This window comes from Roseibium sp. R5 (genome assembly GCF_055755305.1).
Genome location: NZ_CM146910.1, coordinates 1,675,353 through 1,691,183, shown reverse-complemented (window position 1 = coordinate 1,691,183; position 15,831 = coordinate 1,675,353). Strand labels below are relative to the sequence as shown.

The window sequence follows — 15,831 nt, the reverse complement described above, 5'->3', positions numbered from 1 at the left end:
TTGGTTCCCCCCGTTAGTGGCTCACACCGAGATAAGCGTCGATAACGGCCTGGCTGGCCTGAACTTCCTCGGGAGGACCGTCCGCAATCTTCTTGCCGTAGTCGAGCACGACGACACGGTCGGAGAGATCCATGACAACACCCATATCGTGTTCAATCAGAGCGATGGTGGTTCCAAACTCCTGATTCACGTCGATGATGAAGCGGCTCATGTCTTCTTTTTCTTCCAAGTTCATGCCGGCCATCGGCTCGTCAAGAAGTAGAAGATCCGGTTCCATGGCAAGCGCCCGGCCAAGCTCAACCCGCTTTTGAAGACCATATGGCAAACGGCCGACCGGGGTTTTGCGGATCGCCTGGATCTCGAGGAAATCGATGATGTCCTCGACCTTCTTGCGATGCTCGATTTCTTCCGCCTCTGCCGGACCTCGCCAAAGCATTTGCCAGAAGAAGTTCTTGTGCATCTTCAAGGACCGGCCGGACATGATGTTGTCCAGCGTCGTCATGCCTTTGAACAGCGCAACGTTTTGGAAGGTCCGGGCGATGCCATTGCTGGCCGCCTCATACGGTTTCATCTTCCGGCGCACTTTGCCTTGCCAGGTAATTGTGCCTTCCTGGGGATGGTAGAACCCATTGATAACGTTCAACATTGAGGTCTTGCCGGCCCCGTTCGGACCGATGATGGCGCGGATTTCCCCTTTCAGGATGTCGAAAGAGATGTTGGTGATCGCTTTCACGCCGCCGAACGACAAGGACACGTTGTCCACGCGCAGGAGCTCTTCACCCGCAGCAGGTGCTCCAGCGGCAGCCGGTGAAAGTTCTTTCTCTGATACTAGAGCGTTCATTCGGCTGCCTCCTGGAACCCAGCACCGGGCTCGTAGGTCTTCATGTCGCGAATTTCGACAGTCGCCTCGATGGCGCCCTTGCGCCCGTCTTCGAAGGTGACTTCCGTACGCACGTGTTTACTGGTCGACCCGTCATAGAGCGCCTCGATCAACGGGGCATACCGGTCTGCGATGAACGACCGACGAACCTTCTGCGTCCGTGTCAATTCGCCATCATCAGCGTCAAGTTCCTTGTGCAGGACCAGGAAGCGCTTGATCTGGGCACCCGCCATCATAGGTTCGCCGGCAAGGTCACGATTGACCTGATCTACGTGACTTTCGATCATCGCATAGACTTCAGGGTTGGACGCCAGTTCCTGGTAGGACGCATAGTTGACGTTGTTCCGTTCAGCCCAAGACCCGACCGATGTCAGGTCGATGTTGATGAACACCGTCACCATGTCCCGCTCATGACCAAAGGCAACCGCCTCTTTGATATTTGGGAAGAACTTCAGCTTGTTCTCGATGTATTTTGGAGCGAACAAAGCTCCGTCATTGAGTTTGCCGACGTCCTTGGCCCGATCGATGATCTTGAGATGTCCGTTGTCTGCAATAATGCCGGCGTCGCCCGTATGCACCCAGCCGTCTGGGGTCTTGGTGCTGGCTGTCGCCTCATCATTCTTGAAATAGCCGACGAATACGCCCGGTGAGCGGTACATGACTTCGCCGTTGTCGGCGATTTTAATCTCGACATCCGGTGCCGGTTTACCCACCGTGTCACCATAGATCTCGCCGTCCGGCTGAAGGGTGATGTAAACGCTGGCTTCGGTCTGACCATAAAGCTGCTTGAGGTTCAACCCCAGTGAGCGGAAGAACTGGAAGATCTCCGGACCAATCGCTTCGCCTGCAGTGTAGCCAACTTTCAAGCGTGTTAGACCCATACGGTTTTTGAGAGGGCCGTAAACGCAGAACTCGCCGATGTTATAAAGAAGACGGTCGCCAAACGAGACCTGCTCACCGTTCAAGATTTTTTCGCCGACTTTCCGGGCAACGCCCATGAAATAGTCAAACATCTTTTTCTTGAACTTACCGGCGTCTTCCATCTGGACCATGATCCGGGTCAGCAGATTTTCATAAACGCGCGGCGGGGCGAAGAAATATGTTGGCGCAATTTCGAGGCGATCTGTATCGATCGTGTCCATGCTTTCCGGGCAGTTCACGCAATATCCGGCCGTAAATGCCTGCGCGAGCGAAAACACGTGATCGCCTATCCAGGCCATCGGTAGATAGGCCAGAACCTCTTCCGTCTCATCGAGGTTGTCGAACGCATTTCCGTTGCGTGCCGATATTACCAAGTTGTCGAACGAAAGCATGACCCCCTTCGGACGCCCAGTGGTTCCGGAGGTGTACAACATCACTGCAATGTCGCTGCCTTGATACCCTGAGAACCCGTTGACCCATTCGGCTTCAAGGCCGGAGTTCTCAGACAACTGTTTCCGGCCGATTTCCTGAACCGTGTCGAAGAAGTGCAGATGATCCTGCTGATAGTCGCGCAAGCCACGAGGATCGTCATAAATGAGATGCTCCAGCGACGGAACTTCATCGCCCATGCTGAGCAGCTTATCGACTTGCTCCTGATCCTCGACCACCGCGAACCGTACTTCCGCGTGGCCGAGGACATATGCCATCTCTTCCGCAACAGAATCGGAATAGACCGGCACTGGCACCGCGCCGAGGGCCTGCGCGGCCACCATCGACCAGTACAGACGCGGCCTGTTGGCCCCGACAATAGCGATCTTGTCCTTGGGTTTCAGACCCAAAGACTGAAGTCCGATTGAAAAAGCACGGATTTCATCAAGCACCTCAGACCAGGTCCAGCTTTGCCAGATCCCCCGATCTTTTTCCCGGAACGCCGTCCGAGATCCGAATACCTTCCCATTGCTTAGAAGGATTTTCGGAAAGGTGTCCTCCGCGCGCTGTCCAGCGCTGGCCGACCCTACCATAGATGTTTCTTCCCTTAGAAGGCGCCCCGGTTATCCGAGGTCGTTCTCATGCTGGATATGAAACTACCTAGTGCCATCCCATTCAACCAGAATCTGGTTTGTCGAACGGACAAAGGCTCGATCCACTTCCAACGCCTTCACGCTAATTCGGGTGGTTTGCAGCAGTATGTTCAAATCTTATCGAAATGTTGCAAGTTCGCTGCGGGTGCGAAACAAGGCAGTAGCCAAAGCCTCCATCGCACCTTACTGTTCGGGTATGGAGGAGACCAAACAACTCAAAGCGCAGATCGACCTGCTACAGGCGGCTCTTGATCATATTAATCAGGGGTTTACCGTCTTTGACAGCGACCTTCGCCTGGTCGCTTGGAACCGCGGTTTGTACGACATGCTGGACATGCCGGAGAGCATTGTGCGGCGCGGTTCTCACCTGCAAGATTTTATTCGCGTAAATGCCGAACGGGGCGAATATGGCCCGGGAGACATCGAAACCAAGATTGAACGCCGGATCGAACGCGCCAAGCTTTTCGAGCCGCATTATTTCGAACGCATCCGCCCAAACGGTCAGATCATTGCGGTTTCCGGGACGCCCCTCCCCCAAGGCGGGTTCGTGACGATTTACTCGGATGTCACCGAAGAACGTCAGCGGCAGGAGAAACTCGAACGAACTGTCGAAGAAAGAACGCACGCCTTACAGCAGAGTGAGGACTGGCTGCGTCTCGTGACGGACAACATCCCGGCCCTCATTGCGTACCTCTCGCCAGGGCCGGTTTTCAGGTTTGCAAACCGCAGATATGCGGACTGGTTCGGCCATTCCATCGTTTCGATTGCCGGGCGTCCGGCGCGGGATATTGTGGGCGACGAGCTGTTTGCAGAGCTTGAACCGCATATCAATCGCGCCTTTGAAGGTAACGCGGTTAGCTATGAGTACCAAAGGGAACGCCTTGATGGGACGATGGCCTATATGCGATCGACGCTCATCCCCGACATGACTGTTGACGGGCGGACTCTCGGAATATTCGTTCTGTCCCTTGATGCAAGCGATCAAAAAGCAGCGGAAGCGGCGCTGGTCCAATCCCAGCGAATGGATGCCGTCGGCAAACTGACTGGGGGATTGGCGCACGACTTCAACAATCTCCTGGCCATTATGATGGGCAATCTTCTTACGCTTGGCCGGATGGAAACACCTGTTGGCAAGGAAGCGCTCGACAGTAAGGTCACCCCGATGCTGGAAGCCGCTAAACGAGGATCTGATCTGATCCAGCGCCTACTGGCCTTCAGCCGTGGCAAGCCGGTCGATCCGCAAAGGGTTCCGATCGCCGATGTGATTGGGTCAGCGGCACGATTGCTTGAAGGCTCTCTTCCGTCTTCCATCTCGCTCACCATAGATGCTGAAGATCGCAGCATTGGCGCATTGATCGATCCGACCCAGATGGAAACAACGTTCATCAACATGGCCTTCAACGCGCGGGATGCGATGCCGGATGGTGGCTCACTCTCCATCGGTTTGAAGGCAACTGATCTGGATTCTCAACAGGCCCAAGAATTGTCAGTGTCGGCGGGAGAATATGCCGCGATAACCGTTGCTGATACAGGCAGCGGTATGGATGAAGACAGCCAACTCAAAATCTTTGAACCCTTTTTTACGACCAAGGCTTTCGGCACGGGCAGCGGGTTGGGTCTGTCAATGGTTTATGGCTTCATTCAGCAATCGGGCGGCGCGATCCAGGTGCGCAGCAAGCTGGGAGAAGGCACGGCACTTACAATCTACTTGCCGCTTGTCAGGCTGCAAGACGCGGGTGACATCGGCGAAAGCGAAGACAAAGCATCCTTAAAATACGGCTCAGGAGAACTGCTTCTGCTGATCGAGGATGATCCGGATGTGAGCGAAACTATCGCTGATCAGCTGCAGAACCTCGGGTTCGCGATATTGAAGGCGGAAAACGCGGACGATGCCCGTCAACTCGCGCTGGACCTGCCGGAGCTGCGTGCAGTTTTGAGTGACATCATCATGCCAGGGCAAACCAACGGTTTGAAGCTTGCCCGTGAAATACGCCAGAACCGGCCAGAGTTGGGGATCGCTTTAATGACGGGTTACGCGGATTGGTCGGCACTCGCAGACAACAGCAGCAGCTGTGAATTTCCTGTTTTAGCTAAACCTTTTAACGACTACCAACTCGCGAAAACACTCCGCAAAATACTGCAACCATGACATCAGAACGCTCTTCGCACTCAAAGCCTTTGGCAACGGAAAAGACCCGCGCATTCATCGTGGATGACGAACCGGAAATCGGTCGTCTGTTGATCGAAGCGATGCAGCCCTTCGATATGGAAGGTGAGGTATTTTCAACTGCAGCGCAGATGCTCGCTGCTCTTGAGGCAGAAACACCAGACGCATGCATTGTCGATCTTGGCCTCCCGGACATGGAGGGCATGGCCTTGATCAATGAGATCCGTCGGCACTCTTCGGTACCAATCATCGTTCTATCTGCCCGAGCACATGCAACGGACCGGGTTCTTGGCCTGGAACTCGGCGCAGATGACTATGTTGTCAAACCCTTTGATCCGAGAGAAGTCGTGGCACGCATTCGGTCTATTCTTCGAAGATTGGGAGGCGAACCGGTCCGTGCTGCGAAAAGGGAAGAAGCCGCGCGCTTTGCAGACTGGAGTTACAAACCGTCTTCCCACTGCCTGACATCTCCGGAAGGGGAGGAAACCTTTTTGTCGACCGGAGAAGCAACACTCCTGGAGGCGCTGTTGCGAGCGCCAAAGCGGGTACTCACCCGGGATTACCTGCTTGAACACGGCGGCCGCGATGAAAGCCTCGACCGGTCCATCGACGTTCGCATTTCGCGTATCCGCAAAAAACTGAATAGGAAAGACGGCCCTGCGCATATCCGGACGATTTACGGGTCCGGTTACATGCTGACCTGCGATGTGAAGTGGGACTGAGCTCAGTCCCCAACGCAGTAACCGCCCATCCAAACAAAAAAGCGGGGAGATTTCTCTCCCCGCTTTTTTCGTTTCTGTTTAACCTAGAAGCTGAGCGAAATGTCTCTGTGATCGGAGAGACATCCGGCGACTTCCAGAGCCATTGCGTCCGGCAAGCGGTCCTGTTGGCGCAGACCGATATTGTTGCCAACCGCGGCGTCATACGCCTCCAGTTGCGGCAACAGCTCCGATGCCGCACGTTGACGCCAGGCAAGATCTGCTTGGACTGCAGCAATCGACTTGTCGATCTCCGCAATCGCCTCTTCCGCGTTGGGTGTCCGGCTCCGCATGATCTTGCGGGCTTCCGTAAGACCATCGCGAATATCACCTGTGCCTTCAGCTGACCCGACCTTCGACCGCATCTCGGCAATCGCGTCCACAGCGGCTTCTGGCTCTAACTGGGCAACCTGCTTTTTCAAAGCCTCAAGTTCAGCTTCGAAACCGGCGACAACGTCGACGTCGCGCAGGATTGCCTTCAGCTCGAGCACGGGCTCATAGGCTTGATCCGCATTGCGGCGGTACGTCAGACGTGCCGTATTTTCCGCTTTCTGGATCTGCGAGAAGGTCGCATATGTGTCGTTCCATTCCTCAGGGATCTGAGCCAGAAGCGCATCATGCTCGGCCTGAAGAGCGTCGATCCGTGCCTGAGCCCGTTCGCCTTGCTCCACCGTATAGATGCCTTCCGGACCAGACCGGCTGACGACCACTTTAAGCTCTTCGATCGTTTCGTCGATCCGGCGAGCATCCCGCTCCAGAGCCCGAACCAGGCCATGGATTGGACGGTAGTCGCCCGCAGCTGCCGCCACCGCCGCCTCTGCGTCCTTGATCTCCTGCATCAACGGAAGTGCGTTCTGCGCTTTTTCAAAGCCTTCGGCCAGGTCTTCACGCAGATCCTCCGGCAGGTAGCTCATGTCTACGTTTGCTGTCGACTGGATTGTAGACAGAATGCCATCGCCATTCTGCTGGAAGTCCTCATGAACGATTTTTTCCATGCAGTATTGAAGACGCGGGTTCTTCGGCGGCGGTGCGGTCTCCGACAACAGAGTCGAGCGGTTCGGAAGATAGTTCACGAGCTGCGGATTAAAGCCGACAATCGCGAGCGCAACGAGCTGCAGTGCAATGAACGCGATCACACCCTTGTACATATCGACCGTTTTCACGATCGCAGGCGCAACCCCGCGCAAGTAGAACAGCGCAAAGCCAAATGGTGGTGTCAGGAAGGAGGTCTGGATGTTCAGACCGATCATCACACCAAGCCAAACAGCCGTGACGTTTGCAGACGGGTCAGCAAGCAGGATCGGTGCAACAATCGGCACGACCACAACGGCAATCTCGATGAAGTCGAGGAAGAAGCCGAGGATGAAGATCACCAGCATCACGATGAGGAATTGCGCCCAGAAGCCGCCAGGCAGCCCCTGCAAGAAGTCCTTCACAAGGTCTTCACCACCGAAGGCCCGGAACGCGGATGTCAGCATCGCCGCACCAAGCAGGATGATAAAGACCAGCGACGTTGTTTTCGCGGTTTCGACCATCACACCACGGAGGGTGTCTTCCAACTTCAATGTGCGCCAACCGGACCAGAAAATCGCAATCAGCAGCAACGAGACGGCAATCAGAGCCAACACAAGTCCAAGAAGGTCCTGGCTTGTCTGGATCAACTTGATGTTCACGGCACCAATGAAGCTGATCACAATGGCAATCGCCAGCAACGCCACGATCGCGATGATCGCAGGGGTGTATGCCCCCTTCTCACCATCACGCAGCCTGTACCCAGCCATGATCATGGCGCCGACAGCACCGATCGCGCCAGCCTGGTTCACCGTTGCAATACCCGCAATGATCGAACCCAGAACCAGGAAGATCAAGGCCAGCGGCGGAACCAGAGTAATGAAAACCTTCACTGCGAACTGGCGTGTAAAGGTGCCTTCCTCATGCACTGCGGGCGCAGCACTTGGCTTCAGAAGTGCAAAGCCGAGGATGAACAGCATGTACAGCCCAACAAGGACGAGGCCTGGCAAGAACGCGCCAAGGAACATCTCGCCGGCACTGGTCGACACGACCGAGAAGTCGGACGGCATCGAAAGTTCGCCGGTGTTGTCCTTGTAAAGCGCCTGCCGGATGGACCCGGCTTGGTCGACCGCACTTGCGAGCTGGTCAGCCAAAATGATCAGAACGATGGACGGCGGAATGATCTGTCCGAGCGTACCTGAAGCCGCGATCGTACCCGTTGCCAGCGGCACCGAATAATTGTTCCGCAGCATTGCCGGCAAGGAGATCAGACCCATCGCCACAACGGTCGCACCAACGATGCCCGTCGTTGCCGCCAGCAGCGCGCCCACGAACACAACAGAAATGCCGAGACCGCCCGGAACCGGACCGAAAAGCCGCGCCATGGTCACGAGAAGATCCTCAGCGATCTTGGACCGCTGGAGCATGATGCCCATGAACACGAAAAGCGGAATCGCTATGAGCGTATCTCGTTCCGCTTCCCAGTAGATGCCCCGGAAGTTGGTAACACCGGCACTCAGCCACTGTGCGGCGCTGCCGGAGTGGAAGAACGCGTCCGCCCCACTGGCGAAGAGCGCGCCGGCACCGGCTGCAAGTCCGATTGTGATGATTGCCGCGCCTGGAAGGGCGAATGCCACCGGAAAACCGCAGCCAAGCGCAAACGCCATGATCACGACAAGAAGAAGAAGGAAGAAAAGTTCCATATCAAACGATCTCGTCTGGCTCTAGTTAACAGGGTGGTTTTCGTGATCCCGTCCGCCAGGTTCACCGCGAATGTCGGCAATGGCGTCCAGGAAATAGGCCACGAATTGGATCATCATGGAGGTGGCGAACACTCCCAGAAAACCGGCCATGAGGTATTTCACGTAAAGACCAAATCCTGCCTGTGTCACTTCGTAGGCCAGGATCGGGCTGTTGATGATGTTCTGTTTTCCGCCCATGCCGAGAACAAGGATCGTCGTGCAAAGGCTCATGCCCAGTACAACCGACCCGATCGCGTTGACATAGCCTTTGGTCTTCGGAGCCATACCGGCATAGAACACATCCACTCGAACGTGCCCTTCTTCAAGCAGCGTATAGGCACTCGCGAACAGGAAGAGTGCTGCGTACCAGAAGCGCACCAAGTCGGCGAGGAAGGCCTGCTCGTAGGAAAACACAAAACGGCCAATCACGATGGCCAGCTCGGCCACCACCACAAGCAGCGCGAGCCAGGTAAAGCCAAGTGTTCTTGTAAAGGCGGCGATCACGATCGACAGGGCAATCAACGGCATGTGGACGTAGGCGCCGCGGAACCGAGACTTGCCAAGCTCATCTGCGAGATCCTGCCCAACAATTCCCGGCAAGAGCTCTTCGATCCGCAGGAAGGAGATCGCACTGTCCACCAATCCAACGATCAAAACCGCAAAAAATGCGGCTCGGATTATGAAGGTGTTGATGTTGCTGATCCGCGCGCTGTCGACGCGCAGCGGTGTTGTACTCCGCATCACATAGACGAATACGGCCGCCAGAAAACCGGCGTAAACAGCCATTTGCAACCAAGACCAGACGATCGGCAGCGACCCGTTTGCAGCACCACCATAGATGGGCGCAATGCCGGGTAAGTCTTGCCAGTATGTCAGGTAATTGTTCAACAGATATGCGGCCATGATGGCCAGTACGCCCCAACCGAATAGGCGGAAAAGACGCGCGCTTTCTGGTATTGGTCCCGTGCCGGTATTCATGGCTGGAGATCCGTCTTGAACACTGTCCAAGGCAGTCATCGTGGCGGAGCCTTTTTTATCGTGTCAATAAAAAGAAGGGACGGGAAGTTTCCCGCCCCTATCCGTAGAAGAGCATCCCTTATGAAGGAATACCTAGAACGGCGTTCCGCTTGTTGCTGTATGCAACGTCGGAAATCGCCATCCAGCTGCCGATGTCCTTGCGGGCATTGATGAAGCTTTCGAAGATCTTCTTGGCCATCGGAGAATGGTCCATTGCCTCTTCAAGAACTTCCTGAGCTGCTTCACCGAACGCATCATAGATTTCGTCGTTGAATTCACGCAGCTCAACGCCGTGCTCGTTGATCAGACGGTTGAGGTAAACACCGTTGTTGGCGTTTGTCTCAGCCATGGTCAGGGCGTTTTCTTCGTTACAAGCTGCCGCGATGATCGCCTGATCGGTCGCGTCAAGTGTATCCCACCATGCCTTGTTGATGCCCATAGCCAGCTGTGCGCCCGGCTCGTGCATACCCGGATAGTAGTAGTACTTCGCAGCTTCGTAGAACTTCATGAAGTAGTCGTTGAACGGACCAACCCACTCTGTCGCATCGATCGCACCGGAAACCAGGTTTTCGTAGATCTGGCCACCCGGCAGAGAAACCGGAGAGGCACCGAGTTTCGCCATGACGTCACCGCCCTGGCCAGGAATACGCATCTTCAGGCCTTTAAGGTCGTCAGCTGTCTCGATTTCCTTGTTGAACCAGCCGCCCATCTGAACGCCTGTGTTACCCATGGCGAAGTTCTTCAGGCCGAATTCACCTGCAAGCTCATCCCACAGTTCCTGACCGCCGCCGAACTTAATCCAGGCGTCCATTTCAGTGTAGGTCAGACCGAACGGAACAGCAGTAAATGCAGCCCAACCCGGGTGCTTACCTTTCCAGTAGTAGTCTGCGCCGATGTAAGCTTGCGCGTTGCCGGAAGCAACTTCATCGAAGGAGTCGAAAGCACCAACGCGTTCGCCAGCGGCGAAGTACTGAACGTTGATGCGGCCTTCGGTCAGCTCTGCAATGCGAGCTGCGAGGCGCTGAGCCGGAATACCAAGACCCGGGAAGTCCCGCGGCCATGTTGACACGATGACCATGTCCTTGGTGCCCTGCGCGATGGCCGGAGCCGCAAGAGCAGAACCTGCAGCGATACCACCAGCACCAAGACCAGCTTTTTTGATAAACGAACGACGATCCATTAGTTTCCTCCCTAAACGGACCTGATATCGGACCGGAATACACCCTTGCACCGATCTCGCCGTATGTCTAGTTGACCAAGCGGCACTGATGCTATTCGTGGTTCTGCGCATCTTTTCAGTAGTACTACTGAATTCCACGCAAGAGAGTGCTGTTAGGGCGCCGGTTCGCGCAATATGAGGAACAAGTGGGTGACGTTTAAGACAAAATTGCTGCTGATCACGATCCTGCCACTGATCGCTGTTTCGTTGCTGATCGGCGGCGTCAGCTATTATCAGTCCAGCGCGCTGATTGACGCAGAGACCCGTTCCGTTGAAACGCGGATCCTTGCCGCAAAACGCCAGGAAATCCGAAATTACGTGAGCCTTGCGCTCACGTCGATTGAACAGATCTATGAAAACGAACCGGACGGAAGGCAGGCTGCTCAAGCTGAGGTCAAGGAGATCTTGAAGAATCTGACCTTTGATTATGACGGCTATTTTTTCGTCTACACGCTGGACGGCACCAACGTTGTGCACCCCAAATTACCGCAGCTCGTCGGTAACAATTGGTGGGACTTACAGGATAAGACGGGCGATTTTGTCATCCAGAATCTGATCAAGGCAGCGCAACAGGGCGGCGGCTTTCATCAATATGTCTGGCACAAGCCATCGACCGGAACGGTAGAAGAAAAGCTCGGCTACGCCATTCTGCTGGACAAATGGGGCTGGATGCTCGGAACCGGTCTCTATACCGACGATATTGCGAAAGAAATTGCTGCCATACGAGCCGATTTTGCCCGCAGCATCCGGCAAACCCTGTTTGTGATATTTTTGATCACGCTTGCCGCGATTGTTATAGTCGGCACCTTGATCGCAGCCGTACGGTTCTCTGAACAGCGCTTTGCTGACACGCGTTTGAAGGCCTTGACCAACCGGATCCTTGAAGTTCAGGAACAAGAACGCAAACGCGTTTCCACCGAACTTCATGACAGTATATCGCAGCTGCTGGTTTCCGTTCGGTATGGGCTTGAATTGATCCATAGCGAAGCCAATCAAAACGCGGATCTTCAGGCCCAAGCTGCCAAATGCCTGAACATCATCGACGGAACCATCACCGAGGTTCGCCGGATCTCCCGGGACCTTCGGCCAAGTGTTCTGGACGACATGGGTCTGGCTGCAGCGCTCGGGAGCCTTGGCAAAGAATTCCAGGCCCAATCGGGCATCACCGTCAACGTCGAGGCAGAACGATGCCACGCCCGCTTGTCAGAAGGCGCAAAGACATCACTTTATCGCGTTGTGCAGGAGTGCATGACAAATGTGGCCCGTCACGCTGAAGCCGGGGAAGTCAACATCTCCCTGACCGTCGGCGCGCGCACGCTCAAGCTGCGGGTTGAAGACGATGGGATTGGATTGCCGTATCCGCTGCCGAAAACTGGTGGTCTGGGTTTCCGGAACATGCGCGAGCGTATCGAAACATACGGCGGCAAATTATCCATGAGCCGCGGCAAGTTCGGCGGCACACAGATCGACGTTGAAATGCCTCTCGACAACGCCACTGCAATGGCTGCATGATATGAACATGACAGTTCACTCACCTAATCTTGAGCCAATGACCAAACCGATACGGGTTCTGCTGGCCGATGATCATGCCCTTGTCCGCGACGGGATAAGAGCCCGGTTGAACAAGGTTCCGGAAATCGAAGTTGTGGGCGAAGCAACGAACGGCCGGGAAGCTGTTAAACTGGCGCATGAACTCCGGCCGGATGTCCTCTTGATGGATGTCTCGATGCCGGTCATGAACGGCCTTGAAGCCGCTGCGGAAGTTCGCAAATCCTTCCCGGAAATCGCGGTGCTGATCCTGTCGATCTATGACAACTCTGAATATGTGCGCGGCGTTGTTCAAGCCGGTGCCCGCGGTTACATCCTGAAGGATATTTCGGCCCCTGAAATGATCACTGCGATCTCGAGTGTGGCGTCCGGCGGATACTATTTCTCCTCTGCGGTGGGGCCGACACTTGTTGGCACCGCAACCTCCGCTCCGATTGAGGATCCCTATGGATTGACTGACCGCGAGCGCCAGGTGCTCACAGCAATTGCCAAAGGCCTGCCGAACAAGGAAGTTGCCAAGAGCCTCGGGATCAGTGTGCGGACGGTTGAATCCCATCGCCTGAACTTGCGGGAGAAGGTCGGTAATAAGAACGCAGCGCAGCTCTACAAGGTTGCACAGGATCTTGGATTGCTCGATTGATCGGCAGGCAGTATCACTCTCTTCTGATCTCGTAACGTTCTGTCCAGACAACCTGATAAGGCAAGACCATGTCCAAACCGCTGGTTCTCGTGACCGCCGATGTCAAATCCATCGATGGCTTCAACTGGCATGCGACCATCTCCACCTATTTGCAGGCGGTTCTCAAAGGCGCAGACGCCATACCCATGATCCTGCCGGCTCTTGGAGCAGACCTGGATATCGATGCGGCTCTTGACAACGTTGATGGCGTTTTGGTGACCGGATCTCGGTCGAATGTAAATCCGCAGCTTTATGGACAAGAACCGACAGAAGCCAACGGGCCTTATGATCCGGACCGCGACGCGACCACATTGCCGCTAATCAAGAGGGCTGTGGAACGCGGCGTTCCGGTGTTCGCGATTTGCCGCGGTATGCAGGAGATGAATGTAGCCTTTGGCGGGACACTATTGACCGAGGTTCAGGAGATTGAAGGGCGTAAGGACCACCGGCCGCCGACATCAGACAGTCAGGACGAACGTTTCCGTATTGCTCATACCGTCGAGATCAACGCAGGCGGCCCGTTGGAAACCGTCCTGGGCGAGGAACCGTTTGAGGTGAACTCCCTCCACCGGCAAGCGGTCGGGGAACTCGGCAAAGGGCTTGTGATCGAAGCCAAAGCGGAAGACGGCACGATCGAAGCCATGACCATCAAGGATGCGCCTGGCTATGTGATGGCCACCCAATGGCACCCAGAGTATTGGGTGATGACCGACGGGCCCTCCAAGAAATTGTTTTCAGCTTTTGGAGACGCCGTTCGCACTTACAGGCAAAAAAGGCTGGCACTCTAAGCGCCAGCCCGAATTCTCTTTCTTTCGGAACAAGTCAGTCCCTATCCCCAGCCGACAGCGGCGATCAAAAGGGTAATCCCGAGCAAAAATACCACTGCGGCGCCCAGTATCTCGATTGTACGGTGCACTCTGATCGCCATGGGGCTGCCTTCGCCGAAGAGGCGGACGGCCAGATCCTTGGCCGAGACGGCAAGCCCCGCCAGAAGCGCAACGGTAATCCCCGTACCGACGGCCATCGCAAGCGTTGAGGCAATCCCGGCAGCGATCATGCCTTGGGACAAAGCAAAGACCAGCACGACAAGCGCACCGGTGCAGGGCCGCAAGCCTACTGCCAAAATGATGGACACGGCCTTGGACAACGTGATTTTGCCCTGAAGCATATCCGGTGTCGGTGCATGGGCATGTCCACAACTGGAGCACACACCATCCGGGCCAATATGATGGTCATGGTCATGATGATGGTGGTGATGATGATCGTGGCCATGATGCCCCCCAGCGTGGGCACCGGCAAAAGCAAGCCCCACGTGGGCCTGACGGTTCACCATGCTTGCCAGAACGGGTTTTCCCGCCTTTTGCCACAAGAGCCAGGCGCCCAGCGCTGTAATCAGCACATAAGACCCGATCTCGAACCAGCGCGCCGTATCCTGAATAGCGATACTCGTGAGATTGAACACAACGGCAAGCCCGCCCACCAGGACGATCGCGGTGACCGCTTGAGCGAACGCGGAGGCGAAGGAAAGTATAATACCTTTCTTCAAGGTTTCGTTGTTGGCGACGACATAAGAGGTGATGATCGCCTTCCCATGCCCCGGACCTGCCGCGTGGAAAATCCCATAGGCGAAGGAAAGACCGACGAGCAGCCAAAACGCATTCGGATTGGTCCGGAAGGACCGCAAGCTCGCGACCAGCTTTTGATAAAAGTCCTTCTGCATCTGGGCAATCGATCCGAAAATCTGATCCATCAAACCTGGCTCTATCGTGATCGTCTGCTGCGTGTTTTGCAGAACATCTGATGCCCGGGACATCGGCTCTGCACCCGGACCTTGCGCGATTGCACTTTCAATTGCCGCTACCGCAGTCTCGGGCGAAGCATTTCCTGCTGTTGATTGTTGTCCTGAAAGCTCTGAAGCTTTGGGAGCGGCGGCTACTTGAGCGGCAGCCCCACAGGTGACAATCATCTGGTTGACTTGTGTCGCGGCGGCAGATTGCAGCTCGGGCGGCAGGTCTCTCTGATCCGGTCCAATTTGAGCAAGAGCATAGGCCGTTGCATCATCAAGCGGCGGCGGTTCTTTGCGCGTGATTTGACACGCACCAGGCGCATTTACTGTTCCGAGTGCGCTATCCTCTTGGCCAAACCGGAAATCGACGTAATAAGTCGGGTCATAGACATCAAGCGTGATTGGTGCAGACGCATCACTTGGATCTTTGAGCGGCAACGTGAAATGCAGCTCCAGGAGCTTTACATCCTCCGGCATTTTGCCGCCGTTCATTTGAATATCTTCGGCGATCGCCTCAAAGTCCTCTGGCTTCATGACCCAGTAGTCTTCGAGTGCGACAGTCTTCACCTCAAGCCAGTAGTCGGTCGGCGTTGCGAAATCCAATTCGATGCGCGTGTTGTCGCCAAACGTGAAATAGCCGAAATCAGCCATACTCTCGACATTGACGTCAGCCAGTTCGGCAAGCTCTTCCCGAGAATAGATGCCGTCCTGATTGGTATCGAAGCCCTGAATGGCAAAGGCTGAAAACGCGTCATCGAAGCGGAAGATATGCCGGACGGCGACAGCATCACCGTTGTCATCGAACACAAGGGAAGAGCGCGCCTCCACGAAGACGTGCGGGTGCGCCTGAGCGCCGGTCGCGCCAAACATCGCAAAACCAAATACCGCAAAGAGCAAGATTGCCCTAGCGTTCATCAAGTTCCACGCGCGAACGATTTGCTGACGCACTTGTTGCTCCTGCTCGAATCCCTGACCCTTAATATAGCGCAATCGGGTTGTTGTCCCAGAAGGCGGCAACAAG

The 15,831-nt window shown here is 55.5% G+C and carries 11 protein-coding genes; 5 read left to right on the top strand and 6 right to left on the bottom strand.

Annotation, left to right across the window (positions count from 1 at the left end; genetic code table 11):
* Positions 1-13: 13 nt before the first annotated feature.
* Both AC0J4F_RS07895 and AC0J4F_RS07890 read right to left on the bottom strand, forming a co-directional pair.
* Complete coding sequence (locus AC0J4F_RS07895) at positions 14-841, bottom strand: ABC transporter ATP-binding protein (protein ID WP_133951299.1); 828 nt, start codon at positions 839-841, stop codon at positions 14-16.
* On the bottom strand, positions 838-2,823 hold the full coding sequence (locus AC0J4F_RS07890; RefSeq protein ID WP_133951297.1) for an AMP-dependent synthetase/ligase: 1,986 nt from the start codon (positions 2,821-2,823) through the stop codon (positions 838-840). Before AC0J4F_RS07890 ends, AC0J4F_RS07895 begins: the two co-directional genes overlap by 4 nt.
* 166 nt (positions 2,824-2,989) lie before the next feature.
* On the opposite strand from AC0J4F_RS07890, the gene AC0J4F_RS07885 reads away from it, so the two are divergent.
* Positions 2,990-5,032, top strand: coding sequence for a PAS-domain containing protein (locus AC0J4F_RS07885; protein ID WP_133951295.1), 2,043 nt, complete (start codon positions 2,990-2,992; stop codon positions 5,030-5,032).
* Complete coding sequence (locus AC0J4F_RS07880; protein ID WP_473025913.1) at positions 5,029-5,772, top strand: response regulator transcription factor; 744 nt, start codon at positions 5,029-5,031, stop codon at positions 5,770-5,772. The genes AC0J4F_RS07885 and AC0J4F_RS07880 overlap by 4 nt, the downstream gene beginning before the upstream one ends.
* An 83-nt stretch (positions 5,773-5,855) precedes the next feature.
* Here the strand turns inward: AC0J4F_RS07880 and AC0J4F_RS07875 are convergent, their stop codons facing one another.
* The 3 genes from AC0J4F_RS07875 to AC0J4F_RS07865 all read right to left on the bottom strand — a co-directional run bounded on the left by AC0J4F_RS07875 (position 5,856) and on the right by AC0J4F_RS07865 (position 10,758).
* Entirely contained in the window at positions 5,856-8,522 is a 2,667-nt protein-coding gene (locus AC0J4F_RS07875) for a TRAP transporter large permease (RefSeq protein WP_473025912.1), read from the bottom strand.
* Between the two features lie 21 nt (positions 8,523-8,543).
* Positions 8,544-9,539 carry a TRAP transporter small permease subunit gene (locus AC0J4F_RS07870; protein WP_473025911.1) on the bottom strand — a complete coding sequence of 332 codons (996 nt, stop codon included), beginning with the start codon at positions 9,537-9,539 and terminating at the stop codon, positions 8,544-8,546.
* Positions 9,540-9,657: 118 nt separating this feature from the next.
* Positions 9,658-10,758: a TRAP transporter substrate-binding protein gene (locus AC0J4F_RS07865; protein WP_055672577.1), complete on the bottom strand. Its 1,101-nt coding sequence runs from the start codon at positions 10,756-10,758 to the stop codon at positions 9,658-9,660.
* A gap of 189 nt (positions 10,759-10,947) precedes the next feature.
* On the opposite strand from AC0J4F_RS07865, the gene AC0J4F_RS07860 reads away from it, so the two are divergent.
* The 3 genes from AC0J4F_RS07860 to AC0J4F_RS07850 all read left to right on the top strand — a co-directional run bounded on the left by AC0J4F_RS07860 (position 10,948) and on the right by AC0J4F_RS07850 (position 13,812).
* On the top strand, positions 10,948-12,309 hold the full coding sequence (locus AC0J4F_RS07860; protein ID WP_166672788.1) for a cache domain-containing protein: 1,362 nt from the start codon (positions 10,948-10,950) through the stop codon (positions 12,307-12,309).
* 7 nt (positions 12,310-12,316) lie between these two features.
* Positions 12,317-12,985 (top strand): response regulator, encoded by a 669-nt coding sequence (locus tag AC0J4F_RS07855; protein WP_040452569.1) that lies wholly within the window; start codon positions 12,317-12,319, stop codon positions 12,983-12,985.
* Positions 12,986-13,053: 68 nt separating this feature from the next.
* Positions 13,054-13,812, top strand: coding sequence for a gamma-glutamyl-gamma-aminobutyrate hydrolase family protein (locus AC0J4F_RS07850; protein ID WP_133951287.1), 759 nt, complete (start codon positions 13,054-13,056; stop codon positions 13,810-13,812).
* Between the two features lie 41 nt (positions 13,813-13,853).
* Here the strand turns inward: AC0J4F_RS07850 and AC0J4F_RS07845 are convergent, their stop codons facing one another.
* Entirely contained in the window at positions 13,854-15,758 is a 1,905-nt protein-coding gene (locus AC0J4F_RS07845) for a HoxN/HupN/NixA family nickel/cobalt transporter (RefSeq protein WP_473025910.1), read from the bottom strand.
* Positions 15,759-15,831: the final 73 nt, after the last annotated feature.